This is a genomic window from Comamonas sp. 26 (assembly GCF_002754475.1).
Lineage (GTDB): Bacteria > Pseudomonadota > Gammaproteobacteria > Burkholderiales > Burkholderiaceae_C > Comamonas.
The window spans coordinates 301132-326464 of record NZ_PEFL01000003.1 but is presented as its reverse complement, the minus strand read 5'-3'; the positions used below and the strand labels follow the sequence as shown (position 1 = coordinate 326464).

Annotated in this window: 21 protein-coding genes and 4 pseudogenes; 15 read left to right on the top strand and 10 right to left on the bottom strand. The window is 55.7% G+C overall.

The genetic code is table 11. From position 1 onward, the window contains the following. Window position 1: 1 nt before the first annotated feature. The 3 genes and pseudogenes from CLU84_RS19650 to CLU84_RS19640 form a co-directional block, all read right to left on the bottom strand. The gene (locus CLU84_RS19650; protein ID WP_099739600.1) at window positions 2-409 is read right to left on the bottom strand and encodes a YkgJ family cysteine cluster protein; all 408 of its coding nucleotides are present in this window, start codon (window positions 407-409) and stop codon (window positions 2-4) included. Between the two features lie 305 nt (window positions 410-714). Beyond that, a complete protein-coding gene (locus tag CLU84_RS19645; RefSeq protein WP_099739598.1) occupies window positions 715-1155 on the bottom strand; it encodes a hypothetical protein in 441 nt (146 codons plus the stop codon). Between the two features lie 308 nt (window positions 1156-1463). Continuing rightward, window positions 1464-3130, bottom strand: a pseudogene (locus tag CLU84_RS19640) (2-isopropylmalate synthase). A gap of 271 nt (window positions 3131-3401) precedes the next feature. On the opposite strand from CLU84_RS19640, the gene CLU84_RS19635 reads away from it, so the two are divergent. The 13 genes and pseudogenes from CLU84_RS19635 (at window position 3402) to CLU84_RS19575 (ending at window position 17062) form a co-directional block, all read left to right on the top strand. Further along, window positions 3402-4217 (top strand): helix-turn-helix domain-containing protein, encoded by an 816-nt coding sequence (locus tag CLU84_RS19635; RefSeq protein ID WP_099740064.1) that lies wholly within the window; start codon window positions 3402-3404, stop codon window positions 4215-4217. 417 nt (window positions 4218-4634) lie between these two features. Then, entirely contained in the window at window positions 4635-6857 is a 2223-nt protein-coding gene (locus tag CLU84_RS19630) for a TonB-dependent siderophore receptor (protein ID WP_099739596.1), read from the top strand. A gap of 12 nt (window positions 6858-6869) precedes the next feature. After that, the gene (locus CLU84_RS19625) at window positions 6870-7163 is read left to right on the top strand and encodes a hypothetical protein (protein ID WP_099739594.1); all 294 of its coding nucleotides are present in this window, start codon (window positions 6870-6872) and stop codon (window positions 7161-7163) included. Next, window positions 7163-8875 (top strand): PepSY domain-containing protein, encoded by a 1713-nt coding sequence (locus tag CLU84_RS19620; protein ID WP_099739593.1) that lies wholly within the window; start codon window positions 7163-7165, stop codon window positions 8873-8875. The genes CLU84_RS19625 and CLU84_RS19620 overlap by 1 nt, the downstream gene beginning before the upstream one ends. Then, a complete protein-coding gene (locus tag CLU84_RS19615; RefSeq protein ID WP_099739591.1) occupies window positions 8872-9213 on the top strand; it encodes a DUF3325 domain-containing protein in 342 nt (113 codons plus the stop codon). Before CLU84_RS19620 ends, CLU84_RS19615 begins: the two co-directional genes overlap by 4 nt. 109 nt (window positions 9214-9322) lie before the next feature. Continuing rightward, window positions 9323-10504 (top strand): efflux RND transporter periplasmic adaptor subunit, encoded by a 1182-nt coding sequence (locus CLU84_RS19610; RefSeq protein ID WP_099739589.1) that lies wholly within the window; start codon window positions 9323-9325, stop codon window positions 10502-10504. 5 nt (window positions 10505-10509) lie between these two features. Next, on the top strand, window positions 10510-12447 hold the full coding sequence (locus CLU84_RS19605) for an ABC transporter permease (protein ID WP_369826900.1): 1938 nt from the start codon (window positions 10510-10512) through the stop codon (window positions 12445-12447). Next, window positions 12390-13013, top strand: a pseudogene (gene arsH / locus CLU84_RS19600) (arsenical resistance protein ArsH); the annotation flags it as partial. The gene CLU84_RS19605 and the pseudogene arsH, both read left to right, overlap by 58 nt. Window positions 13014-13197: 184 nt before the next feature. Then, window positions 13198-13761: an aspartate carbamoyltransferase gene (locus CLU84_RS19595; RefSeq protein WP_099740063.1), complete on the top strand. Its 564-nt coding sequence runs from the start codon at window positions 13198-13200 to the stop codon at window positions 13759-13761. A gap of 101 nt (window positions 13762-13862) precedes the next feature. Continuing rightward, on the top strand, window positions 13863-15638 hold the full coding sequence (gene arsA / locus CLU84_RS19590; protein WP_099739583.1) for an arsenical pump-driving ATPase: 1776 nt from the start codon (window positions 13863-13865) through the stop codon (window positions 15636-15638). Between the two features lie 242 nt (window positions 15639-15880). Beyond that, window positions 15881-16024 (top strand): annotated as a pseudogene (locus tag CLU84_RS19585) (IS256 family transposase); the annotation flags it as partial. A 406-nt stretch (window positions 16025-16430) separates the two neighbouring features. Further along, the gene (locus tag CLU84_RS19580; RefSeq protein WP_233210314.1) at window positions 16431-16811 is read left to right on the top strand and encodes a helix-turn-helix transcriptional regulator; all 381 of its coding nucleotides are present in this window, start codon (window positions 16431-16433) and stop codon (window positions 16809-16811) included. Then, the gene (locus CLU84_RS19575) at window positions 16811-17062 is read left to right on the top strand and encodes a HipA N-terminal domain-containing protein (RefSeq protein WP_199173805.1); all 252 of its coding nucleotides are present in this window, start codon (window positions 16811-16813) and stop codon (window positions 17060-17062) included. The genes CLU84_RS19580 and CLU84_RS19575 overlap by 1 nt, the downstream gene beginning before the upstream one ends. Before the next feature lie 465 nt (window positions 17063-17527). On the opposite strand, the gene CLU84_RS19565 is transcribed toward CLU84_RS19575, so the two are convergent. The 7 genes from CLU84_RS19565 to CLU84_RS19535 form a co-directional block, all read right to left on the bottom strand. Further along, complete coding sequence (locus tag CLU84_RS19565; RefSeq protein ID WP_099739580.1) at window positions 17528-18067, bottom strand: HAD domain-containing protein; 540 nt, start codon at window positions 18065-18067, stop codon at window positions 17528-17530. Continuing rightward, the gene (locus tag CLU84_RS19560; protein WP_099739578.1) at window positions 18064-18414 is read right to left on the bottom strand and encodes a hypothetical protein; all 351 of its coding nucleotides are present in this window, start codon (window positions 18412-18414) and stop codon (window positions 18064-18066) included. The genes CLU84_RS19565 and CLU84_RS19560 overlap by 4 nt, the downstream gene beginning before the upstream one ends. Window positions 18415-18516: 102 nt before the next feature. After that, window positions 18517-18900: a hypothetical protein gene (locus CLU84_RS19555; protein ID WP_099739576.1), complete on the bottom strand. Its 384-nt coding sequence runs from the start codon at window positions 18898-18900 to the stop codon at window positions 18517-18519. An 18-nt stretch (window positions 18901-18918) separates the two neighbouring features. Beyond that, the gene (locus CLU84_RS22095) at window positions 18919-19611 is read right to left on the bottom strand and encodes a hypothetical protein (protein ID WP_099739574.1); all 693 of its coding nucleotides are present in this window, start codon (window positions 19609-19611) and stop codon (window positions 18919-18921) included. 52 nt (window positions 19612-19663) lie between these two features. Continuing rightward, window positions 19664-20503 (bottom strand): ATP-binding protein, encoded by an 840-nt coding sequence (locus tag CLU84_RS19545; RefSeq protein WP_099739572.1) that lies wholly within the window; start codon window positions 20501-20503, stop codon window positions 19664-19666. Next, on the bottom strand, window positions 20500-22443 hold the full coding sequence (locus tag CLU84_RS19540) for a DDE-type integrase/transposase/recombinase (protein WP_099739570.1): 1944 nt from the start codon (window positions 22441-22443) through the stop codon (window positions 20500-20502). Before CLU84_RS19540 ends, CLU84_RS19545 begins: the two co-directional genes overlap by 4 nt. After that, a complete protein-coding gene (locus tag CLU84_RS19535) occupies window positions 22443-23204 on the bottom strand; it encodes a TnsA endonuclease N-terminal domain-containing protein (protein WP_099739568.1) in 762 nt (253 codons plus the stop codon). The genes CLU84_RS19540 and CLU84_RS19535 overlap by 1 nt, the downstream gene beginning before the upstream one ends. Window positions 23205-24001: 797 nt before the next feature. On the opposite strand from CLU84_RS19535, the pseudogene CLU84_RS22535 reads away from it, so the two are divergent. After that, window positions 24002-24106: pseudogene (locus CLU84_RS22535) on the top strand (type I restriction-modification system subunit M N-terminal domain-containing protein); the annotation flags it as partial. A 118-nt stretch (window positions 24107-24224) separates the two neighbouring features. Further along, window positions 24225-25331, top strand: a complete 1107-nt coding sequence (locus CLU84_RS19525) for a hypothetical protein (RefSeq protein WP_144445480.1) — start codon at window positions 24225-24227, stop codon at window positions 25329-25331. Window positions 25332-25333: the final 2 nt, after the last annotated feature.

The window sequence follows — 25333 nt, the reverse complement described above, 5'->3', positions numbered from 1 at the left end:
TTTAAATCTGCGAAAGAGCCTTGTTGCCGTAAGCACAGAAGCCCGGCTTAGGGCCTTTTTTCGGGTGCAGGCGACAAGTCTCTGGCCGCTTTTCATACACCGTGCAGCGGCGTGTTTTTTTATCCAGAAAATTGCAGTCCCCACCGGCCCTGCGAGCCATGGTGAAGATCTCGTGCTTGGGGTTGAAGTGGTCAATCAAGCGCATTTTCATCAGGCGCTTGGCAATCAGTTTGGGCTCAATGTTCTCGACCTCAAACGGGTCCACCAGCTCAAGGCGCACCAGATCAGGCAAGCGCACTTCCAGCGGCATGGTGCAGCAGTTGGCCGCGCAGCTGTCGCACATGCCTGCCTTGTACTGGCTCCAGGTTTCGAGTCGATCTACATCGACGATTCGGATGGAGGATTTCATGATTTTTCTCAGCAACAAAAAAGCGCCCAACAGCAGTTTGGCGCTTGATTGCGTGCTATTTCTGTAGCGGATTCAAAAAAATGAGATTTTATCTCATTAAAAATCAAAGGGTTACGATTTTTCTGGATACACGGCTTGAGATGAGAGGACGTCGTAAGACGCTAGGCTTCGACACACCCGCTGAGATGTTCGACCGGTTGAATCCGCCAGTGATTGCCGTCATTGATACAGCCAAGTCCACCGACACCTAATGACACTCCTCGGCCGCTCGAGCCTGCGAGCATGATCTCTGCGGGGGCTCGCGCTCATACCTTGGCGAGGAAGGCCGCCGCATCACCCGCTTCACACTTCCAGTCTGCGAAGACCCCAACCAGATTGCATTCCACGCAGTGGCAAGCGATGTAGTACCAGCGCACGTCATGTGTACCCTCGTACACGGAGACGCCGGACATCAGCTCGAACACCTCGTTCTCGCACACGCACTCGTGCGCCTCGGGGGCGGCCTCTTCAACGTAGTCCGCGCTGTCGCCCATCAGGTGTTTCTGCCCGCAGTCGGTGCAGGTGCGGATTGCCACGCCGGCTTCTTCATCGGTCTGCAGCGCAAAAGTCCGGCACCCGCAATTGCATTTGGACGAGGCAAACCGGACGGCCTCATGGCGATTCGCAACGCTGTAGCTACGCAGCTCGGCTTGGGTGTCGCCGGACGTCGTCCCGTAGCAGAACTCGCCCTTCTTCGTCAGTGCCATTGATGTTGTTCCATTCTTCAAGGTGGGCTTCCCGGCAGATCTGATGCCAAGCTTGCCCCGATCGTCTGGATTTTGCCTGAAGGCAGGGTGAATCGTCGTCAAGGGGCCGGGACGGGGTGGTCTCCGGCAAGGGATGCGGAAATCCTTGAATGCCGATTCTTGGAGATTTCAGCCAGAGTCCATCAAGTTCAGCTGTTGATCGCCGCCGACATTCGATGTTGAAGCCCCTACGTCAGCTCGCAGCTTGAAGCCGTCGTTAAGTAGCTACCCCGCACAGGCGAACCTAAAGCACGGTAGCTAGAACCACTTTAATTGATGGAGCGATCGAACCTCATGGCTGCATTCAAAACAGCCAGCACCGAGGCCGTCACGATATTGGCATCCTTACCCACGCCAAACCTGGAACCCGGAACACCCGGATAGGTTGCTTCCACGATCGCCAGCGCACAGGCATCTGCTCCCGTGCCCAAGCTGCGCTCCTCGTAGCTGTCGATACGCAGTGGCAGATTCAGTGCGGCGACGGTCGCGGCAATCGGGCCATTGCCAGTGCCAATACGGGTCTGCAACTGCTGTTCGGGGCTCATCCATTGCAGTTCAATGCCTTGCCCCTGTGCATCGTCAAGCAAGCGATACCCGACATACCGGGCGTTGTTCACCACCTTGTCCGGGTGTAGATAGGTGGCTTCAAACAAGTCCCAGATTTGTTGGCTCGACAACTCCGTTTCGCTGCCATCGGCCATGGCTTGAACGATGGCACTGAATTCGACTTGCATGCGTCTGGGCATCACGATGCCGTGGTCCCGCTGGAGCAGGTAGGAGATCCCGCCTTTGCCTGATTGGCTATTGACCCGGACAATGCTGTCGTAAGTACGACCAAGATCTTTGGGGTCCACGGGCAGATAGGGCACACGCCACAATGCATCGGGTTTTTGCGCCGCAAAGCCTTTGGCAATCGCATCCTGGTGCGAGCCGGAGAATGCGGTAAACACCAGATCTCCGACATAGGGGTGGCGTGGGTGAATCGGCAAAGCCGTGCATTCTTCCGCGATGCGCGCGACGCCTGCGATGTCTGAAAAATCCAGGCCTGGAGCGATTCCTTGGGTGTAGAGATTCAAGGCCAGCGTCACCACATCCAGGTTGCCGCTGCGCTCCCCATTGCCGAACAAGCAGCCTTCCAGGCGTTGAGCACCTGCGAGCAGCGCTTGCTCTGCGCAGGCGATGCCTGTGCCGCGGTCGTTGTGGGGTGGACAGACAGGACAATATGTTCGCGCCTCGCCAAACGGCGATCCATCCATTCGATCTGGTCGGCAAAGACATTGGGAGTTGAGACCTCCACGGTGGTGGGCAGGTTGATGATCATGGGCCGTTCGGGGCCGGCATCCCAGGCAGCGATGGCGGCGTTGCACACTTGCAGCGACACCTCCAGCTCCGCCATACAGAATGTCTCTGGCGAGTACTGCAGCACCCATTCGGTCTCCGGATGGTCTTGCGTCAGACGTTTCAGCAACTGGATATGGTGCTCTACCAACGCGATGATTTGAGGCACTGCCATGCCAAAGACGATCTCGCGGAACGCAGGCGCAATCGCGTTGTACAGATGCACGATCACACGCCGGGCTCCAGCGACGCTTTGTACCGTGGTGGTAATCAGATCCTCGCGCAGCTGAGTGATGACCATGGGGGTCACGTCATCGGGGATCAAACGCGCGTCTATCAGATGGCGCACGATCTCAAAATCGGTTTGCGAGGCGGACGGAAAGCCCACTTCAATTTCCTTGAAACCAATGCGCACCAGTTCTTGGAACAAACGCAACTTGCGCTCGCGGTTCATGGGTTCAAACAATGCCTGGTTGCCGTCACGCAAGTCGGTGGACAGCCAGGTGGGCGCTTGTGTCAGGGCACGTGAAGGCCATTGGCGATCAGGCAAATCGACCATGGGAAATGCACGGTATTTTTGGGAAGGGTGAGCCAGCATGGGAACCTCAGAATTTGGGAATTGGGCTGCTGGCTTCCCTGCTCCAAGGAGCTGGCTAAGGTCGGGGTCTGGGGAAACCAGCGTGGGACCATTCGCAAGCGCATGCGTACGGACCCCGACCAGATGTCAGGGCGAGCAGGCATAGCGATAGCGTGTGCGAGAGGTTCACGGGAAAAGACTTGTGGGAAGCAATGTTTGGACTTTAGACTGCCACCCAAAAGGGAACTATCAATAAATTCCCATTTGTTTGATCAATTTGGACATTCATCCCATGGGCTTTGCTTCGCCGGAACGCGGCGGCCACGCACTAGATCTACGCCACGCACAAACTTCAGACTTGCCGGTGACGGGCGTGGTCGAGCGCTACCCTGCAGCGCATGTCGTGCCGCTGCACAGCCATTCGCGTGGACATCTGATCTATGCATCGACAGGAGTCCTGCTGGTGCAGGCCTCAACGGGGCAGTGGCTGGTGCCGCCGACGACGGCGGTCTGGCTGTGCCCGTCAGTACAACACCAGCTCACCGCCGTGACTGCAGTCACGGCACATGGCATCTTTGTTGCCGAGCGCTATGCCGCGCAACTGCCGAAAAATGATTGCGTGGTGCATGTATCGCCCTTAATGCGTGAACTCATCACCGCCTTGGTGAAGACGCCTCATGAACCACCGTTTCAAGCGCGCGATGCCCTTTTAGGCCAATTGCTGGTTGAAGAGTTGAAAACGGTAGCGCATTTGCCGTTTCACCTGCCCTGGCCCAACGATGATTTGATGGGCAAGATTTGTGAAAGCCTGATGCTTGATCCTGCGCAAGCGACCAACGCCGAGGTGGTAGCGCAAGACCATGCGATGACCTCCAAGACCTTGCATCGCCGCTTTCTGAAAAGCACGGGCATGAACTTTGGCAAATGGCGTCAAAAAATGCGCTTGCTGAAATCCATGGAGATGCTGCTGCAGGGCATGCCGATCACCTCTGTCGCCTTGGAAAGCGGCTATGAAAGCCATAGCGCCTACTCTGTGGCATTCAAGAAGATCTTTGGCTGCCCTCCATCGGAGTTTCTAGCATCGGCTGCAGGCACCAGAGAAATTTAAGAAGGTCAGTCCGCTAAAGGGCGGCTATGCCTGTTCATGAGCCTTGATAGCGGAACCCCAACTGCAGTTGACGGCCACGTCGACTGTTCGCCTAAAACCCGTCCTCGGAAGCCGCCGACATCGACACTCAGATGACCGCTATTTAGCGGTGACCGAGCGGTCGCAATACGGCTGTGAGCTGCAAAGACAAATCTGGTGATTGCAGGCTGCGGTGGGTCTTGTCCAATTTACAAAGCAGTTGAGTTTTTTTACGCAATATTTACAATCGGCGATAATGGAATAGAGAATTATTCTCATTTATATTTGCTGGTAGCCCGCATACGGTGTCTCCGTTCTAGCCACAGCGTTATTGGTTCTTCGGCTGTTGATGATCATTCCTAGCCCGAAGAGAAAACCTCGTTTGTCATTGAAACGCTCATGCTAGAACGCTCTTTTTGCCCCGTAGGTGGGGCTTTGCCATTTCGTCTCCACGCCACATCCTTGGCGGTCAGCATGGTCTGTCTGCTGCCTTGCATCGCTCATGCACAGCAGGATGTCGCGCCCACACTTTCGGAAGTGACGGTTCAGGAGAAGGCGATCCCCAATGTTTACGCAGAGTCCAGTGACTCCTATGTGGCTGCTGGGGTCGAAGTAGGCAAGACGGCCCAGTCTTTGAAAGAGGTGCCGCAGTCTGTGACCGTGGTGACTCGTCAGCGTATGGACGATCAGGCCATGCGCACGCTGGATGATGTGATGAACTACACCACCGGGGTCACTCGCGAAGAGAGCTGGCTGGATACGACCTATCTTTCCCGTGGCATGAGCATCACCAATTTCCGATTCGATGGCGGAGCGGCCAGTTCAAGCCGTTCTGGGAGTCGCAGCCTGGACATGGCGCAATTCGATAGCGTCAGTGTTCTGCGCGGGGCTGACGGTCTGTTTGGTGCCGGTGAAGCGGGTGGGGTTCTAAATTTCACCTACAAAAGACCACAGGCCAAACGCCAGACGCAAGTGATGCTTTCCGGTGGAACGATGAGCAACTATCGCGCCGAGATCGACACCACGGGGTCGTTGAACGCAAGCGGAACTCTGCGTGGCCGGTTTGTTGCCGTCAACCATGACCGCAAGGAAATGGCGGAGCCATCCAAGCTCAAACGGCAGATGCTGTATGGCGCGATGGAGCTCGATTTGACCTCCAGCACAGTCGCGACGCTTGGTGCTAGCTATCAAAAAGATAGAAATACAGGCTTCAATGCGAGTCTTCCTCGGTATGCCGATGGCACCGATATTGGCTTCCCGCGCAATACCAACTTTGGTGCCCCCTGGAACTGGATTAATCGCGAAAACACCACTGTATTTGCCAAGCTGGAACATCAGCTCAGCAATGACTGGCTGCTCAAGACCCAGCTGAGACACACCCGTTTCAATGAGGGGGTGAATGGCGCGGAGATTGAAAATTCGCCAGACCCCATCACGCTGGAGGGGGCTGATTGGTGGATTCATCAGGCCAAGTCCCGCGAGCGTGAAACCAGCTTTGATATCAACTTGCAGGGTGGCTTTGATGCGTTTGGCCAGCGGCACGATGTAATCCTGGGCTTCGATCAGCATCGAGCCAGCAATTCCTATCGAAGCTTGTGGCCGCGAGTGGGTCCTGCTGACGTCTTTAATCGAGTTCCACCCGAGGACCCTGGCTACCCTCTTGGTGACTGGACCAGCGGATCACATACCAAAACGCAAAAAAGCGGCTTCTACGGATCTGTGCGTTTGCGCCCAGTGGAGCGTTGGGCCGTTGTGCTTGGCGGACGCTATGTGCTGCAGGATCGCAATACACAGCATGACATGAACGGAGCGCTCACCGCGAATAGCCGCGAGTCCAATGTTTTTGTGCCCTATATGGGCCTGGTGCATGAGCTGACCAAGTCGACCAATCTGTACTTCAGCACGGCGGAAATTTATCAGTCTCAAGCCGGAAAATTTTCAGCTCCCCTGCCAGGAACGCCGCTGGATCCGGTTCGTGGTCGCACCTACGAGCTGGGCATCAAGAGTGAGTTGAATCCCAATTTGATTGCCAGTGCTGCCTTGTTTCGTACCGATAAAAAAGGCGAAGCAGTGTATGACCCGGCCTATCCCCAGACTGATTGGCGTGGTGGCTGCTGCTACTTCCGCGATGGTTTCAAGTTGAGCCAAGGTATTGACCTGGAGATGACGGGTCGAATCACTCCCAACCTGCAGCTGGCTGTGGGCTATACCTACAACAGCAACGAAGATCGACGTAAAGACAGTGCTCAGTTCAGCACGGTGACGCCTCGTCATTTGTTCAAGGCCTGGGCGGACTACCGCATGAGTGGTGACTTGCGTGGCTGGAGCGTTGGTGGTGGCGTTGTGGCGCAAAGCTCAAATTACCGGGCTTCAGGGATTAGCGCTTACAACCCGTCGACAGGTCGCTATGACGGAGCCTGGACGCCCTACAACTTCACATCTCCGGGCTATGCCGTTTGGTCGGCTCGCGTGGCTTATGCCTTCAACAAGGATTGGAGCGTTGCCATGAATGTGGGCAATTTGTTTGACAAAACCTACTACAGCACGGTTGGCTATGCGGGCTATGGCAACTTCTACGGTGAAAAGCGCTCGGTGACTTTGTCCCTCAAGGGCCGGTTTTGAAGAGGCTTAGCAATGTCGCAAACTGATGCATCGCATTCTGGCTGGGGTGTGGGCGCGCGCGTAGCTGCAGCGGTGCTGGGGGGCTATGCCATCTCCAGCGCCTGGGTCGTCCTATGTGGCGCCATGAGCCAAGCGCGTGTTGAGGCGGTTGTGGGAGGCATGCAATCCAGTTGGCTGTGGTATGTCGCAGCCGTGATTTGGGCGTTCTCCCCGGCCTCACCGCGACGGATATGGGCCGTGCTGAGCATTCTGATATTGGTAATGCTCGCTGGAGCCGCCGCTTTGTTGTACCTGAAGGGGCTGTGATGGCGCAGTCAAAGAATGAATTTGGTGCCGGCCAAGGCAGTTTTCGTCAGGCGCAGGCTTGGTTGCATACCTGGTGTGGCTTATGGTTCTCCTGGCTTCTGTATGCCGTTTTCCTGACTGGGACTCTGGCCGTATTCGAGGAGCCGATCACCCATTGGATGACACCGGAGCATCATGCACATGAGCAAGCCGAGGCGCGCTCTACAGGCTCTGCACAAGAAGTGGAGTCTTCTCTGAGCCAGCGGCTGCAGTGGGGCATGGCCTATATGAAGCGGCAGCACCCGGGTGCGGGAATGTGGGAGCTTTGGCCTGCAGATGCCCAAGGGGGCGGCGATTTACGCGTCTACTGGTTTGATGCCAATGGGCAGTACGCTGCGGTGGAACTCGATCCCAAGTCTGGCAATGCCGTGGACGCTGCTGATGCACCCAAGGTGCGTCAGACCGAAGGTGGCCATCATTTTGTGGATTTTCATTACCAGCTTCATGCGGGGCAGGTTGGCCTCTGGATTGTCGGCATCGCCGCGCTTGCCATGCTGGTAGCGCTGGTCAGCGGAGTGATCACCCATAGACGAATCTTCAAGGATTTCTTCACCTTTCGCTCCAGCAAAGGGCAGAGAAGCTGGCTGGACATGCACAACGCCGTGGCGGTGCTGACTCTGCCTTTCCAGTTCATGATTGCCTACACAGGCATCGCCATATCTTGCTCGACCTTCATGCCTGCAGGTATTGCTGCCTACTATGGCAGCAGTGCCGAAGCCCTCAAGTCGTTTCAAGTGGCGCTGAATGAACCGGGTAAGCCACAGCGCTCGGGGCAGCCCATGCAAGTGCCGGATCTGGAGCCCTTGGTGTTGCGTGGGCAAGAGCTGATCGGGCAACCGGTGCGCGCGGTGGTGATTGATTACCCCGGAGATGCTGCTGCACGCGTTGGCGTTTATGGATGGAATGCCGCCGATGATCTGAACAAGCGTCTCAGTTCCACCAGTGGCATGGCCATGTTCTCGGCTGCCACCGGAGAGCTGCAGCAGCTGCGCCTGCCTGGCGATGTGAGCGGCGGTGCGGCTTCACTCACGCAATCGGTGATAGGTGGGCTGCATATGGCTACTTATGGCGGTTTTCCGCTGAAGTGGGTGTACTTCGTTTGTGGCCTGGCCGGCAGCGCCATGATGGCGACGGGGGCGATCCTCTTCATGGTCAAGCGGCGCAGCAAGCACCAGGGGGAGTTTGGAGCCAGCACCTCGACGGTCTACCGGATGGTTGAGGCTTTGAATGTGGCAGCCATTGTGGGGCTGGGCATCGCTTGCGTGGGCTTTTTGTGGGCCAATCGTTTGCTCCCCATCGAGCTTTCGCAACGCTCCAGATGGGAGCTAGTGTCGTTTTTTGCGCTCTGGATTCTGGCTCTTCTGCATGCGCTATTGAGGTCGCCGCCAATGGCATGGCGTGATCAGATGACGGCGCTGGCTGTGCTGTGTCTTCTGCTGCCTGTGCTGAACTTCCTGGCCACCGGAGATCACCTTGTTGGATATCTTCTGGAGGGGGACTGGGAAAGCGCAGGAGTCGAGCTTTTTGCCATTGTGGTCGGGGTGGCGGCTGTCGCTGCTTTGTTCTGGATGCGCAGGCCGAAGCCTGTGCGAAAACAGATGCCTCGTGAAGTGTCGAAAGACTTGTCTGCGGTGGTGGACGCCAATGCCGCCAAGCAAGGGAGCCTCTCATGACTCTGTGGCAATCATCTTTGCAGGCTCTGGCTCTTTCAATGGGAGGAATGACGGCGTTGGCCCTTGCCATGGATCGTCATTACGCGCAATTGAAGCCACTGGATGAGGTGCCTGCAGCACATCGCATGGCGCTGCGTGTGCTGGGATTCCTACTTTTACTGGCAGTCTGGCTACCGGCCATTCGCAGTTGGAGCGCAACGGTTAGTACTGCGCTGGTGCTGGGTTTCTGGAGTCTGGGTGCGCTCGCGACAGTCGCAGGGCTCTCCTGGTCGGCTCGGAATTTTGCGGTAGCTGCTGCCGTGATGGCGCTGCTGGGTGCAGTCAGTTGCCTCTGGTGACGGTCACCTCTACGCCTGTTTGGCTTTGGATCTTCAATCGCTCCAACTCATGCCTTGAGCATGCGTTTCAGCAGCGACTGCGAATTGTTTTCTGGAAAGTGCGACGTTCATGACGGTGGGAAAACTCAAACGCTGGGGCGGCCTCGGGCTGCTTCTGGTCTGTGCTGCAGGCGCTGCTCTGTGGTGGGGAAGTCGCTCACGGGTTGAGTACCAAAGTGCTTCGGTGCAGCGCGGCGATGTGGAATCCACCGTCACGGCCATTGGCACTTTGCAGCCTTTAACTTATGTGGATGTAGGAGCACAGGTTTCAGGGCAGATTACCCGTTTGTTGGTGAGCCCGGGGGCCAAAGTCGAGAAGGGTGCATTGCTGGTCGAAATTGATCCCAGTGTCCAGCGCGCCACCGTGGATGCGGGAAGAGCATCGTTGGCAAGCTTGCGAGCCCAGATTGCAGAGCAGCAGGCGCAGCTGAAACTGGCCCGCCAGCAATTGCTGCGACAGCAGCAACTGGCAGCCGAAGAGGCTACAAGGCAGGAAGACGTGCAGATTGCCGAGGCCCAGGTAGCAGGAGCGGCGGCGCGCATTGACCATCTCAAGGCGCAGATGCAGCAAACGCAGGCCAGCCTCAAAGCGGATGAAGCCCGTCTGGGCTATACCCGCATCTATGCGCCGATGTCTGGCACGGTCGTGTCTGTGGATGCACGCGAAGGGCAGACCCTGAATGCGACCTACCAGACACCCAATATTTTGCGCATTGCCGATCTGACGGCCATGACGGTCTGGACCGATGTATCGGAAGCCGATGTGCGGCGCGTGACCGCGGACATGCCGGTCTATTTCACCACTCTGGGGAGTGCGGGTCAGGAACAGGCTCGGCGCTGGAACGGCAAGGTGAGACAGGTACTGCCTGCGCCTCCGGCCAGCGTCGTACCCGCCGCAGGCAATGCGGCGACACCCGCAGCAGCTACCAAGGCCGTAACCTATACGGCATTGTTTGATGTGGATAACAAGGACGCGGAGTTGCTGCCGCAGATGACGGCCCAGGTGGTCTTTGTGACCGGTAGCGCGCAGCAGACCTTGACGGTTCCATTGACTGCGCTGCAGTCGCAAAAGGACCAGCAATCGCAGAGTGTTCGGGTGCTGACATCTAAACAGCAACCTGAGCTGCGAAGCGTGAAGCTGGGGGTGCGAAGCCGCCACCAGGTCCAGGTGCTCGATGGTGTGGCCGAGGGCGAGCGCGTCATCGTTGGCGAAACCATGATCCCTGGCGGTCTGCGGTGGCTGCAATGGTGAGTGCGATGGAGCCGGTTGCGCTGATTTCGCTGCGTGGCATTCGCAAGCACTATGGCGGAGTGGGTGAACAGCCGTCGGTGACCGTGTTGCACGGCATTGATCTGGATATTCGCGCGGGCGAGTATGTGGCCGTCGTCGGCAGCTCCGGCTCGGGCAAGTCCACTTTGATGAATATCCTGGGTTGCCTTGATAAGGCAAGCGAAGGTTGCTATCAATTTCAAGGGCAGGACGTGTCCACGCTGGACTCGGATGCCTTGGCCTGGTTGCGTCGTGAAGCCTTTGGTTTCGTGTTTCAGGGCTACCACCTGATTTCCAGTGAAAGCGCTTCGGAGAATGTGCAGATGCCGGCGATTTACGCAGGTCTGCCCAAGGAGCAGCGGGTGCACAGAGCTCAGCTTTTGCTTGAGCGTCTGGGGCTGGGATCACGCTTGAGCAATCGCCCCAATCAACTCTCGGGTGGGCAGCAGCAGCGCGTGTCTATTGCGCGAGCGTTGATGAACGGCGGCCACATCATCCTGGCCGATGAGCCGACAGGGGCTCTTGACTCGCATAGCGGTGCCGAGGTGATGGCCTTGCTGCGCGAGCTGGCCGATGCGGGGCACACCATCATTGTGATTACGCATGATCGCGAAGTTGCAGCCCAGGCAAGGCGTGTCATCGAAATCAGCGATGGACGTGTCGTCAATGACAGTGCCCCTGATGGCATTCACGCTCGTGGCGAGCTTCCGCCCTTGACCTCGAAGCGAAACACCGCAACGTCGGCAATTTCGTGGGTGGCTGAAATTTCCGAAGCGGCACGCAGTGCCTGGCGCGGCATGCGCATGAACCGGGTACGCACCAGCCTGACTTTGCTGGGCATCGTGATCGGTGTGGCCTCGGTGATCGTCATGCTGGCCATTGGTGAAGGTGCACGGCGCAAAGTGGTTGAGCAGATGGGCACCATGGGAACGGCCATTCTCTATATGGGAAGCAAACCACCGGCCAGCGGTGGGCCTGCGGGCCAGATCACCGAAGACGATCTTGCTGCCATGCAGGAGTTGCCAGCGATACGCAGAGTAATGCCTGTCATCGGAGACCCTGTCACGGTGCGCTATGGCAAGGCCGACAAGCAGCTCTATGTGTTTGCCGCCAGCCAGGAAATGCCACTGGTTCACCACTGGAGTGTGGCCCAAGGCCGTTACTTCACCGATGTGGAAGACCGCGATCTGGCCCCGCTGGTGGTGATAGGTCACAAGGCGTACCAGCATTTTTTCCCGGAGGTAGCCAATCCCTTGGGTCTGCAGCTGATCATCGGGAACTCAGCATTCGAAGTCATCGGTGTCATGAGCGAGCGTGGGGCTGACTCTGGTGCCCAGGACTATGACGACATGGTCTTCATTCCCTATCAGTCGGGGCGCGCAAGAGTCTATCAAGCGCAGACACAGCCCGACTATGTGGTTGTGGAGGCCTGCTCCTCGGAGCTGGTTCATGAAGCCGAGCAATCCATCCGCAGCCTTCTGCTAGCGCGGCACGGGGGGCGGGAAGACTTCGGCATCGGCAATGCAGCCGCTCGTATTCAGGCAGAAGCAGCAACGCGCCAGAGCATGGCCGTGATGCTGGGATTGATTGCGGCCGTTTCACTGGTGGTTGGCGGCATCGGAGTCATGAACGTGATGCTGATGACGGTGCGCGAGCGGACCAGGGAGATCGGCATTCGCATGGCGGTGGGGGCTCGGCAGCGTGACATCCTGCGTCAGTTCCTGACGGAAGCCAGCATGGTGACCATTGTGGGTGGGGGTGTTGGCCTGCTTGCAGGGCTGGGCATAGGAATGGCGCTTCTTGTCTCGGGCGTACCCGTGATTTTTTCGGTGAAAGCCATGCTGGGGGCATTTGCCTGTGCGGTGCACCGCGCATCCTCTTACTGTATGGCTCTTTGCGTGAACGGTCTTTTAGCCGACTGGTGATTGAAGAGTCTGCGCGGGTGCTCAAAGCGTTGGGGGCTGAGGTGAAGGTCTTCAACCCCACCGGGCTCCCATTGGTAGATGATGCGTCAGTGAATCACCCCAAGGTTCAGGAGCTGCGCGAGCTGACGCGATGGAGTGAGGGCATGGTGTGGTGCTCACCTGAGCGTCACGGAGCCATGACAGGTGTGATGAAAACGCAAATTGACTGGCTTCCATTGTCCGAAGGTGCGATTCGGCCCACCCAGGGAAAAACGTTGGCAGTCATGCAAGTCTGTGGCGGCTCGCAGTCTTTCAATGCAGTGAACCAAATGCGTATTCTGGGCCGCTGGATGCGCATGCTGACCATTCCCAACCAGTCTTCAGTTGCTAAGGCGTTCCTGGAGTTTGGTGACGACAACCGCATGAAGCCTTCCAGCTACTACGACCGCATCGTGGATGTGCTGGAGGAATTGATGAAATTCACGTTACTCACCCGGGATGTGTCCCCCTACTTGGTAGACCGCTACAGTGAGCGCAAAGAGACGGCTGCGGAGCTATCAAAGCGCGTGAATCAAGCATCGATTTAATTGTCCAAAGCCTGCTGGACGGTAGGCTGCCCGTCGCAGAACGACCCGACGCAATCTTGCGAGCTGACATCCTGAAGTTCCGCTTCGCTGCAAGGCCGCCTTTTATAAGTAACAGCTCTATGGCTTCGATTTGGATGCCTCCAGAAATACAGGGCATGAGTACAACTTCAATATGAAAAACACCATGAACAAACGCCTTGGACTGACTTTCGTCATCACCTTGATTGCTGCAATGGCACAGGCCCAGACCACGACCCCGATGATGATGGACCACTCCAAAATGGACCATGCGGCACACATGAAAATGATGGCAGATGCTCAACGGCAAGCGGAGGTGTCGGCGCGCGGCAAAGATGTCATGCCCTTCAGCCTACCTGCCACGACCCACATTTTCACCAAGAATGCAGAAGGCGGCGTGCAGCGTGTGGTGGCCAAGATGCCCTCCGACAAAGCGCAGGAGAAACTGGTTCGCAAGCACTTGCAAGAGATTCGTGCACAGTTTCTCCAAGGCGACTTCTCCGGTCCCAGCCACATTCATGGTCAAGACATGCCGGGATTGGCGGAGTTGAAGGCCGCTAAACCCGGTCAAATAGCCATCGCCTACAAAGATGTCAAAGGAGGTGCTGAGTTGACCTACAAGACTGTAGATGCCAACCTGGTCGCCGCTTTGCACAAATGGTTTGATGCCCAACTCTCAGACCATGGCAAAGATGCCATGGAGGGCCATGAACGCATGTTGAAGCAGTAGTCGCTGGACAAGGTGGTCATTTACTCGGTCATCGTCAGGTCCAGGAGAAGTCTGGGGCGTATAAGACGGGAATTACCTCGCTCAACCAACTGAAATGAGTCATGAAGCCGGAAACACTGAGTCTATTGAATCATCCTACAAGGCACATCTTCTTCACGGGCAAAGGGGGCGTTGGCAAAACATCTCTGTCCGCTGCCGTTGCTTTGCAATTGGTGGATGCAGGCAAGAAGGTCTTGCTAGTCAGTACGGATTCGGCTTCAAACTTGGATGAAATGCTTGGCGCTCCACTGAGCAACCAGCCAACACCTGTGCCCGGTGCGCCTGGCCTGTCCGTATTGAATATTGACCCGGATGTCGCTGCCGAGGCTTACAGGCAACGAGTCATTCAGCAGATGAGCCAGGAATCCTCTGATGCTGAGATTTCAACAGTGAAGGAACAGCTATCTGGGGCATGCACGACAGAGATTGCATCTTTTGACGAATTTTCTGTACTGTTGTCTGAGGAGAACCAGGACTACGACCACGTCATTTTTGATACGGCTCCGACGGGACACACCCTGCGCCTGCTGAGCCTGCCAAAGGCCTGGACAGGATTCCTGGCTGGAAATGACCGCGGTGCCTCCTGTTTGGGTCCGCACTCGGGCCTGAAGATGCAGGAACTTCGGTTCAAAGCGGCCCTCGATGCCTTGTCCAATCCAGCCCTCACGACGGTTGTTCTGGTCACCCGCCCAGAAAAGGGGGCGATAGTGGAAGCGTCACGAACATCCGAGGAGCTCAAGGCTTTGGGTTTGAGTAACCAGTGGCTCATCGTCAACGGTTTGTTCAGAGCGACCGACAAACAAGACGCTGTCGCCAGTGCTATGGAATCGCTGGGTCAGCAAGCCATCGATGAAATGCCTCAGAACCTGCGTGCGCTGCATCAGGACCAAGTCCCGCTGCGAGCTTTTGACACGGTTGGCTTACCGGCCTTACGGGCACTTCTTCATCCCGGCACGTCAATTGTTTCAGGCATGACAGCCGAGCACTTTCCCACGATGAAGCAAGGCATGGGCCTGGATGCCCTGGTGGACGAGCTGGCTCACGCCGACAAAGGACTCATCATGGTGATGGGAAAAGGCGGGGTTGGAAAAACGACCATCGCGGCTGCCCTGGCCTTGGGTCTGGTCCAGCGCGGAAAGTCCGTGCATTTGAGCACGACTGACCCGGCCTCACACTTGGCGGCTACCCTGGACGGTGCCGTTGACGGTCTGCGTGTGGACCGCATCGACCCCACCATTGAAACCCAGCGCTATGTCGAGAAAATCATGGCGTCCAAGGGCGCGGGATTGAACGAACAAGAGCGCGCCTTGTTGCAGGAAGACTTGCGTTCACCTTGTACAGAGGAAGTCGCTGTATTTCATGCGTTTTCACACGTGGTGAGTGAAGCGCGCAATTCCTTCGTTGTTCTGGATACTGCACCGACCGGGCATTCCATGTTGCTCATGGATGCCACGGGGGCTTATCACCGTCAAATGATGCAGGAGTTTAAAGGAAAAACCTCCGCTCGGGTTGTTACCCCATTGATGAGGCTGCAAGACCCCGAGTACACCAAAATCATTCTCGTCACACTTCCCGAAACGACGCCTGTGTCGCAGGCTGAGGCATTACAAGAGGATTTGCGCAGAGCCAAGGTTGAGCCTTTCGCCTGGGTAATTAACAAGAGCATTCTGGCAACCGGAACCAGGGACCCGCTGCTAACTGCCCGCCTATCCGGAGAAGCAAAACAAATTGCACGTGTTTCCGAACGGCTGGCCAAGAAAGTATTTGCATTGCAATGGCTTGCAAAACCGCCGGTAGGCATTGATGAGTTGTCCAAGCTGGTGACGCAGTCTGAGTGACCTCTGATAGTTGCAAAACTGGACGATAGCGCCGCCGCTTTCAGGTCCGAAGCAGTCGCTTGCCGGGAGCCGTTGAAGGACTGCTCCCGTCCGAACTCAGCCGGTCACGACCAGCAGCCTGGTCAGTCGCAACCGGAACAGGCGGTCAATTCAACCGGAATACGCACTTGAGCAAAAGCGAGGATGGTACAAGCGCATCATTGGAAGTACCCGTCGGATATGGCTGTCTCTTGCAACGAGACTTCCCTAGCGACGAAGCGCTGACCAAGCTGTTTTACCTGGCTTTGCGCAACATCAGCCAGAAGTGGAGCATGCCCATCCGGGATTGGAAAGCTGCACTGACACGCTTTACCATTGAGTTCGCAGACCGCATCTCTATCAACTGATAGTCCGAACCGTTTACACAAAAATTCGGACACGCCCAGACCACGGTAGCGCAAGCTGCTGTGGTCTTTTCTTTGCCGAAGAAATCTTCGGCGGAGTCAACACGGTGCAGGGCGCTCTTTCGACCAGGAAGCGCAGGCACTACCTAGGTCACGAGTCCTGCCTGCGGTCAAGCGGGAGCAAGCCGAAGAGAACAGCTGGTCCGAGCATCTAGGGGCTTTGAGCTAGGGGGGGCGTGGCAATCTCCATTTGAGGTCTCGCGCCCGACTCTACAACAAAGAGTCAGTTATGACTTCTTAATCTAAATACTGTCCCTTATCTGGCCGTTTTTAACAACGCACTGGTATCCAGCTGAGAAATTTCGTATGACGGTCAAATATGACCTTTTTACTCGATAAGGGTTCAGATATGACCGATAAAGTGAAAGCAGCGGCGACCCCCAAGCTTTCCGGCCGCATCACCGAAAGACCGATGCCCTTACCGGTCGAGCGTGCGCTGGTTGCTGCCGGAGATGACCTTGCGCTGGCCCGCCGACGCCGAGGGCTTTCTACGTCATCCATGGCGGAGCGGGCGGGCATCTCAAAAAAGACTCTCTACCGGCTGGAACAGGGCGACCCCGGGGTGTCGTGGGGCGCTGTGGTTCGGGTCCTGAACATCCTGAACCTCCTGCCCGAACTCAACAAGGCACTGAACACCACCAATGATGCGCTCGGCCTAGCGCTCATGAACAAGGCGGTAGCCAAACGCATCCGGGTACGCAAAACCAACCCGGACAGTGGAGCCCTGTAATGGCAACGACAAAAAAAGCAAAAACCAGCACAACGCGGACGCTGCTCGTCTATCTGGGCGACACGGGACTGGAAGTGGGCGAACTGCAATTTTCCAGACAGGGGCAAAAGGAGGTCTCGGCATTCCGGTACTCCCCTGCTTGGCTCAGTAATCCAGATTGCTTCGCACTGTCTCCGGACCTTCCCCTGAGCACCGACTTTCAATACCGCACCGGAAGCAAGGAGACTTCTACCTTTGCAGGTGACCGTTGAGTCCGCTGAGAAGATTCAAGCGTGCCATCACGTCGGTCATTGTGCGGCCCGGGATGTCGATGAGATAGCTGCCTATGGACTTCTTGGCCTCATCGGAGGCGTGCAATGTTGTCTGTACCGCTTCTCGCCAGAGTTGAGCTGATGTCTTTTGTCGTGTAAGTCGGCCTGTCGCTTCTCGGATAGCTTGCGAGTCGCGCACCTGTAGCCAAGGCCACCCGCAGGCAGGCGGCAATGAGTTCGCGCCTGGAGCCTGCCAGTGGCCGAAAGAATCTGAACCGCTCTGCTTCAAAAAACACGGTCGTGCTCACGCTGCTCCCTTCTTCTGCTTGTTTTATGACTGTAGTGTTTCATCGCCTGCGGCTTCGAACACTTGGATTCCTTAGTTACTTAACACCTTGACCCCTAGCATGTTAGTGAGGTCATGCTGTTTCTTTGCTGAGCCGTATCTAAAACGGCAGCGAATTCCTAACTCTTGATGTTCATCCTGCGCTCGAGAGCATCATGTAGTTGTGCAACTTCCAAAGTTTGAAGACCAACTTCCAGCTGGCAGAGAACTACGTATGACAAGGCTTCACGGCTCCAATTCTTGAAGCCAGTGCCTGAAAGTTTGTCGTCGATGACAACCCACGCGTTGGAAAACTCAGGGTGGAGCGCAAGCCAACTTTTCACTTCTGTCGCACGCATTCCTTGGCGTGATTGCTTGGGTGTTGCCCATGCGGAGTGCAAGCTGTCCGAGACAAAGCTGAGCCCGCTGCGCTGCATGACTTCGACTAGCTCTTCCCTGTCAAAAAGCCACCACCAACTACTGGAAATCACGAACCAGGGCGTGAATTTTTCATGGAGCATCTCCAGGTGCTGTTTGGCCTTTGCGTCAAACAAGCGGGCCCAAACCTCGGAGGATTCATCGTGGATTGCAAGCTTGGCGTCATAGCCGCCGTAGGGTCTGTTTAAGCAGATGACGTCGTCGAAATCGAGAAAAATCACGGGACGTTGAGATTGATTCATGACTGGCCGCCTTGCTGCAGGTATGCCAAGAACGCAGGAGTGACATCCAGGTCATGCTGAACCTGGTTCATCCGAAGCCACACACCACGAGTGGCTAGCGCATCGGCATTTGCGCCCGGGTTGCCATACAGCTCATAGACATTGCCACTGCGTGTAATGCACCGCGCCGTGTATGGGTCAAACGCAGAAATCGCGGAGCTGACCTTGCCGCGATTTGTCTCTAAACGGAACCCACAGAGATGCCAAGTGGGCGCAGCTTCATGCGGGAGCTGTACTTCAAAGACGCTCCATGCCGCGAGCGTTACGGTGGCCTGCTGCTCGATTGCCTGAATATTCACTCTTTGCATTGCGTGCTCCTGGACCAGAAAACTGGACGCTGACTTCGCTGATGGGGAATTCGGTACCAAGTGATGGTGGGCAATGCGTCTGGCTTAGCCAGACGCATGTAGCTATCGCGGCTCTCCTTCCGGAGTCGTCCAGTCCATGCATATGGATAGCTCGCGCAGAACCCAAGCCAACTCCTTGCCTGTCAGCTCGAGCTGCGGCGATTCTTTGAGGCCTTCTATGACCCGTTGGCGCAAGCTTTGAGCGGTCCAGGCCACGTCCTGCTTTTGCTTTCTACGACAGTAGGCAATGAGGTCAGAAACGAGCGAGCAGCAAGCGAGGTAGCGTTCCTGATGCTCGGCCGGGGTATCGCCGACCACATACTTCCCGTCCATGTATCTCGCAAGGAACTTGGTAGCCGCACCGCCTGCAGCACCGCGCTCTGCACTCCTAGGAAAATCTTTCGGAATCGTTGCCTGTGGCTGGTATTCGCTGAATTCAGGTGTCATTTGGGGTCTCCACCATGCTCATGAATAGTCCTGCAGCTTGAACAGTCCGCCACGTGAAACCTGCAGTCCAACCATGGCCCACTTGCCAAGGTCCGCCATGCGTATAAGGGCACCACGCTGAGCTCCATTGGGAAGTTTTTTGGCACCAACGACATCGACATCTGCGAGCTTGTCGATGAGAGACGAAGGCCTGCTCTCCATGACCTTTGCCAAGTCCGCCAGCGGTATGTAGCTGCGCCGAAAACGCAGCAATTGCGCGGGCGTAATGACTCGGCAAAGCTGGCCGCGCAGCTGAATTTGTTCCGCCTCGAGCAACTGTTCGTCTATCCAGTGGGCGATGGATTCATTCTTCCACCCGGTCGCTTTGGACAACTGGGCAATGGACATCCCCGATTCCAGCAGTGGGGTGCCGAAATAACGCCGCACATCGGAGAGCAAGAACGCATAGTCGCCAAGCTTTTTGCCGACTTTGACTGCCCGGATTTCACCCAAGGAGGCGGCCATCATGGCGGATGCAATCGCCGCTTTATCGCCCATACGGCGGCTGGTCAGTGCAGACCATGTCACCGTTTCTTCATCCGTTTTGAATGGATTGCTGAACTCCTTCAGCGCCTTATGGAGCTGTACCAACGAGGGCTGATAAAACGCCCCGGCTCTGAAGATATTTCCGCGCCACTTGAGGTCCGATTGCAGAATTCCTGCAGCTGCCATGTTTTGAAGAATGGCTGGCGTAACGCCGGTTAGAGTGCATGCCGAGACCTCGTCAATCCAGTCTTGGCGGGCGACCTGGATACGGGAAATCTCTTCTAGTGAAACCTCGAAGGTCTCGCCTTTTGTGCCGTAACGCATAGTTCGATGCGCGCATTCCCCCTGAGCAATGGCCTTGATAAGCAGGGCGCGCGAGACGCCCATCTGCTTGGCGGCCACTGCCAAATGTTTGAAGTTTTGCTCCGCAGGGGCGTTTGTCTGGTCCTGTGCACCAAGGCGTCCGTTGAAATGCCGCTGACAGACATCCAGTGTGATGTCTAAAAATGGCTTCAGCGGCGGATGAGCGAAGCTCTGGGTTACAGGTAAAAAGCTGCTCAAGACGAGGAAGACCCATCAGCACCACGGTCACGCCGGTGATGTGCACCAGCGATTTGAACCAGTCACCGGCACCCAGTGGTTGCATGCGAGCCCTAGGGTTGACCAGGTAACTGGCGTTCTCAAAAATCACCACCTTGGTTCCGGCCAGATGAAGCCAGTCACACAGGCGTTTGAACATCACATCGTTTTCGCTGGTTTTTTGCGGTAGAGGTTGGCCCAGCTTGCTTAGCAACATAGTGGGCAGCATTTCCGGGGTGATGCTGGAGGGGAGGTTGGCCGCCAGCACTGGGATTTGTAGTTTGCCGTTGATGCGTTGCGATGGGTATTGGCGCGACAGCATGTTGCACAGCACATGTTTGCCCACTTGGGGCGGTCCAATCAGCCACTCGATACGCGGCGAATAGCCGGCAATGGCATCGTCAATGCGCTGTTGCAGGCTGTCGGCGTGTTTGCGAAATTCAGGATGCTGAATCACGCAGTGTTCAATGGCTTGGCGAAGTTCTTGGGCGTTGTTCATGCTTTGCCACCCTCGTTACGGCGGTCCACGACATCGAAAGTCGGCAGGTTGTCAAAAGTCATCGTTGCGTCATGAACCTTGTTGACCGATTCACCAAGCAGGCTCGAGGCTTTTAGCGGCTTCGCAATCGCGCGCTGGATAGCTTGCGACTCCTTGTGTTTTTTGGCCGTAGTGCGATTTCTTTGCGCAGTTTTTTCGGGAGTCTTTCTGGTCGTTGTCTGCAGAGATTGGCTCCAAATGTCGCGTTCAAACTGGCTCGCTTCGCCAGGTTTGAGCTGCTCACGCAGGGCCTTGCGCTGCACTTTGCATTGCTCCAGCGTGAAAGCTGGAGAGTCAGAATGCACGAACTCTTCTGCCAGCTCGACCAACTGGCTGCCGTCATCGACATAGATAAAGCGATAGTCCCTCGGGTCTGCATAAACCGAGACAGGAGCTTCGTGAAAGCGTTGCAGCAGATGCGGCAGATTGGAGCCCTTGTAGCTGAGGCCTTCATAGGTAATACCTGTTTTGGAAGACAGCTTGCGCTGGCTTCTCACCAAGGTCACTTTGCGCCATTCGTCCTGAGTCACTGGTATGGGCATGACATGGCCTGATGTCTCGGTGAAATACTTCCAGCGCTCCATGGGGGTGACTCCGCACTCGGGGTCGGTGTACTGGTGCCGCTCCAGTGTTTGGTTGCCCCATTGTTCGTAATACCAGCGCACCATGAACTGCTCGATTTCGAGCAAGCTCAAGGGGGTTTCGCGCTCGGCAGCCATGGTGCGTTTGCCATCGATACCATCCATTCGGGTGCAGCCGGGAAGCGTCTCAAGGGCGGTTTTCAAACTGCGGTTGAGACGTTCGATATAGGGCTTTTTGTGCGGATGGCGTGCCGGGCAATGTTCGGTATCGATACCCAGCAGCAAGAGCTTTTCCATGCGCTCACCTTTGCCTTCGGCGCCGTTGTCAAAAACAATCAGGCCCGGCGTGCCATAGATGTCGAAGCTGTAGTTCAGTCCCAAGAGTCGAAATGCCGTCTTCTTGGAAAACAGCATCGACTGAATGCAGTCGAGGCCATCGTTTTCTGACGGGCTTCCCACCACCAGTTTCCAACCCAGAACCATGCCGGTTTTGACTTCGATAGCATGCACACACCAGATGTTGGAGCTCACGCCATGGTCTGTTTGCACCAGGAATGGCAGATGCACGCCATCCATCTCCACGCGTTCAAACGGGTAGGTCGTGTGAATACGGCGGGCACCCATAGAGCGCGCTGCAGCGACGTTCTTGCGCTCCATCCGGTAGGAGCCTGTGTCGATGTAGCCCTGCTGCTTCAAGGTGTCACGCACATGTCTCAAGCTAACGCTTTGGGTGGCTTCGATGTAGCCCTTGTCTCTGGCTTGCTGGTTGATAAATCGCACAAACGCGGGCATTTGCCAGCGTGAATGGGGGCTGCAGTACAAGGGGGCGTGTTGCGTGATGAGCTCGTAAACCTCGAGTTGGTAACGCGCTTTTCTGCAGCCCTTGTTTTTGTCGCCCTTGAGCACGGGAAGACCGGCCAGATGGCGGGCTTTGAAGCGGTACATCGAGGAGCGGGTGGGAAACGGCTGGCCTCGATGTTCGTCACGCACCAGATGAAAAGCTCTGTCAAAACTCATCCCCAGCTCGTCGGTGGTGTCGAGCACTTGGCGCAGGCATTTCGTGGCCCAGTTCAGGCGCTGTAGAAATGCTGGACTGTCATGAGCGTGTACCGGCACGAAGGCCGTGTCTGCTCGGTGCAGTTTGATGCGCTGCTGGGAAATACCTTCGTAAACCTCATGCAGCGGCCAAAACTTGGGCTCGCGGCTGCTGCGGTCCAGCAGGGCAATGCAGCCATCGACCAGTTGAGAGTCCACAACGAAGTACTCAATGCTGGATGTGATGTCGGTGAGTGCGTCACCCTTTTTGAGTCCTTGAAGCATCACCACATCCTTTCCACAAGGCGCAGATGCTCAAGTTCGCCATAGGCCAGCTCGACGGGTGTCTCGGCGTGCATCGGGTGATGCAACAGGTCCAGGGAAACCGCACCAGAGAGCAGCAGTGTCGGTGCCAGCGGCAGCGGAAGGGCGAGATGGGCGCAGACCTCACCTAAGGTAAGTGCGCGACCCTCCAGGCGGTCGAGTTGCTTGGCAAGCTCAGGGCTCAGTAAGCTGCATTGCAAACGCTTGGCCTGTTGCAATAGCTGCACATTCTGTTTGAGCGGACCCAACATACGGTTCGGCACCACCACGTTGGCAAATTCGTAGCCATAGGCGGCCAGAATCGCTGCTGCACGGGTCCAACGCTCCTGGTCGCGTGCGTCGCCAGGGTAGGACTCGGTTTTGACTTCTACGGCGGTTTTCCTGGCGCCTTGCCAGTGGATGCAGAAGTCGGGGGTATAGAGGCGAGGTCCCAGGTGCCGGCTATAGCGGTCCAGAACTTCTTTGACTTGCTCTCGAGTCGTCAGCAGTCTTTGAGCGTTCAGGTCAATCGTGAAAGGCTGGGGACGATAGCTGCTGACACTGGGGTCGATGGCCAGCATCTGGGATACCAAGCGTTCGGCTTGGCTGTCGACGATGATTTCGCCGCTGCTGGCACTGTACGTGCGTATGCGTGAGCGCCCATACGTGGGTGAAACCAGGCGGATGCCGGTCTCGAGTTGTCCAAGACGGCCGCGCCGCCCATACGTGCCTGTAGCCAACATGGCAAATCCTTTCCAAGGCTACAGAACGGTTGAAGCTACGAGGTATGGACGTACCTCCAGCCGTTCTGGGGTTGTAAAAACCTGGGCCTGTGAGAACAAGGCTCACAGGCGCAAGAGTGGTCGAATTTGGTTCGTTTCATTTCAGCTTGCATATATTCAATTTAAAAAATCAACAAGGAAGGGTGGTATCTGATGAGGCTCCTATAGATTGATGGGATTGGTTTTATATGTCATTGGATGAGATAACCAAAAAAACATCAAGAACGACAAAAAATTACCAGTATGGCTTGATGGGATTAATCGTCCTATTTTGAGTGATTAAAGATTTCTAATGCGACTTAAATAGGACGTTACACCTCGAATTTTCTCTAATGTTATTTTTTAGAGGCATTACAAAAGTCAAGACGCGGTAAAAATCCGTTGTTCACTACCGACATTAGGTCTGTTGATAAGTTGAAGTGAGTGCTTGCAACTTGTTTGTAGTGAGCTTGATGAAAGCGGCTTGGTCAGGTGCTACAGCAATGCAATGCCGATTTTCCGTTCCAATGTGAGATGAATCATTAATGAATCTTGCTGAAATATTAATTCATTCTATTTAATAGATGATTGTTTTTTCATCTTGAGAATTTTCTGAGTAGTAATTAAATGGATTGAATTTAAGATTTTTATATTGAGATGAACTATTATTGAGATAAATTGAATATTTAAAGTCATTGCTTTTAAATTGCGGTGCAGTATTAAAAAATGACTTTTGTAAATTGACCAAGAAAAAATAATGCCTCGCTGTAGGCGAAGTTATGAATCACCAAGTACTTTCTTCTTTCATCTGGTCAGTAGCGGACCTGCTGCGTGGCGATTACAAGCAGTCCGAATACGGACGCGTCATTCCTCCCTTCACAGTCTCGATGTACTGGTCGGTAACCTTGCTCTGATTTATGCTGCAACAAATTGATACTATTTGAGAAGTTGCAAAAGTTTCTTCGGGAGGAACGGTGCCAGTTCTCATTAGAGATGTGGAGGGTGGACGCAGCGACCACGAAAAAACTGTCTGACCGTACGATTCTCATCCACGTGCAGTTGAATCCGAAGCCTAAGCACGACGACTATCGCCGGTATCGAACAGATGTTTTCAGCCGCAGCGCAAATTTGACTAACTGCGACATTGTTTGCCTGAACTGGGCTCAAGACATGGAGCAGTATGAAGCGGACAGTAAGACGCCCGCAAAGTGGGATAACGAGAGCGGGTCGGCTTGGTACTTGCCAGACGGTCGGTGCTCGGTCAAGGATGCCGAGGTCATCAGCAATGAGGCAAAGGGTCTCTACTACACGCGGCATGATAAGAAGCGCCACGTATTGCACTTCCACTATGACGAGGCTGTTTTCGCGCTAACCGTACCGAAGGTGGTGCAGGACGGCCCTGCTGTGCATGACGTCTTGGTGGGGCCGATAGTCGATGCTCGCCTCATCTGGGATGAAACCACCGCAGCCTGGGTTGAAACTAATGATTGCCCCGAAACAGGGTGGTCCTCCATCATCAACGCGGACCCGGATTTTGCAGCTGGGTTCGAGAACCTCCAGGACGTCCAAAACCGCCTGTATGTAGAACGAGCTATCTCTCTTTCATGTGGTCCTCACAAGATAAGCGAGCAATGGCATCGCGTAGACAAGTTGGACGTCTGTCAAATCCAGGAGTCTGAAGTTGTTGGGCGAGCGACCCTGCAACTAGACCGAAACGCAGTCGCTAAGGAAAATCGGCAGAGACGACTTGGGAAGGTCGCCGTTCTTGGGAACATCCTTCGGAATGAAAAGCTACCTTTACCTATCAAGGACTTAGGAGGTGGAGGTGCTTCTATATCCTGGAGTCCAGACTCGCCTAACACCAACGTGACCAAGGCAGGAGTTCGTCCAGCGCTGGTCGCCTATCTAGGTGAGAGTCCGGCGCCCGACGTTGTGAAGAACATTGGCGACGCAGCATTTGAGTTGCTCCGTAAGGAAAACAAAGCTCACAAAAATCGGGTGGCAGTATGTTTCCGGACAGCCGCCGGAAACATAAAGTTCGCCGATATCAAGGCGCAAACAGACATTGCTTTCGATGGGTCCAGCATGACGTCCATCACAGGGGGATAGTG

Bases quoted from the DNA above. Each gene is read 5' to 3' on its own strand.
- CLU84_RS22095 (WP_099739574.1), bottom strand. From the start codon at position 19,611: ATGGCAGCTGCAGGAATTCTGCAATCGGACCTCAAGTGGCGCGGAAAT.
- CLU84_RS19560 (WP_099739578.1), bottom strand. From the start codon at position 18,414: ATGCAAAGAGTGAATATTCAGGCAATCGAGCAGCAGGCCACCGTAACG.
- CLU84_RS19595 (WP_099740063.1), top strand. From the start codon at position 13,198: ATGAACAAACGCCTTGGACTGACTTTCGTCATCACCTTGATTGCTGCA.
- CLU84_RS19650 (WP_099739600.1), bottom strand. From the start codon at position 409: ATGAAATCCTCCATCCGAATCGTCGATGTAGATCGACTCGAAACCTGG.
- CLU84_RS19630 (WP_099739596.1), top strand. From the start codon at position 4,635: ATGCTAGAACGCTCTTTTTGCCCCGTAGGTGGGGCTTTGCCATTTCGT.
- CLU84_RS19580 (WP_233210314.1), top strand. From the start codon at position 16,431: ATGACCGATAAAGTGAAAGCAGCGGCGACCCCCAAGCTTTCCGGCCGC.
- CLU84_RS19545 (WP_099739572.1), bottom strand. From the start codon at position 20,503: ATGAACAACGCCCAAGAACTTCGCCAAGCCATTGAACACTGCGTGATT.
- CLU84_RS19615 (WP_099739591.1), top strand. From the start codon at position 8,872: ATGACTCTGTGGCAATCATCTTTGCAGGCTCTGGCTCTTTCAATGGGA.
- CLU84_RS19645 (WP_099739598.1), bottom strand. From the start codon at position 1,155: ATGGCACTGACGAAGAAGGGCGAGTTCTGCTACGGGACGACGTCCGGC.
- CLU84_RS19625 (WP_099739594.1), top strand. From the start codon at position 6,870: ATGTCGCAAACTGATGCATCGCATTCTGGCTGGGGTGTGGGCGCGCGC.
- CLU84_RS19575 (WP_199173805.1), top strand. From the start codon at position 16,811: ATGGCAACGACAAAAAAAGCAAAAACCAGCACAACGCGGACGCTGCTC.
- CLU84_RS19635 (WP_099740064.1), top strand. From the start codon at position 3,402: ATGGGCTTTGCTTCGCCGGAACGCGGCGGCCACGCACTAGATCTACGC.
- CLU84_RS19535 (WP_099739568.1), bottom strand. From the start codon at position 23,204: ATGTTGGCTACAGGCACGTATGGGCGGCGCGGCCGTCTTGGACAACTC.
- CLU84_RS19620 (WP_099739593.1), top strand. From the start codon at position 7,163: ATGGCGCAGTCAAAGAATGAATTTGGTGCCGGCCAAGGCAGTTTTCGT.
- CLU84_RS19605 (WP_369826900.1), top strand. From the start codon at position 10,510: ATGGAGCCGGTTGCGCTGATTTCGCTGCGTGGCATTCGCAAGCACTAT.
- CLU84_RS19610 (WP_099739589.1), top strand. From the start codon at position 9,323: ATGACGGTGGGAAAACTCAAACGCTGGGGCGGCCTCGGGCTGCTTCTG.
- CLU84_RS19565 (WP_099739580.1), bottom strand. From the start codon at position 18,067: ATGAATCAATCTCAACGTCCCGTGATTTTTCTCGATTTCGACGACGTC.
- arsA (WP_099739583.1), top strand. From the start codon at position 13,863: ATGAAGCCGGAAACACTGAGTCTATTGAATCATCCTACAAGGCACATC.
- CLU84_RS19555 (WP_099739576.1), bottom strand. From the start codon at position 18,900: ATGACACCTGAATTCAGCGAATACCAGCCACAGGCAACGATTCCGAAA.
- CLU84_RS19540 (WP_099739570.1), bottom strand. From the start codon at position 22,443: ATGCTTCAAGGACTCAAAAAGGGTGACGCACTCACCGACATCACATCC.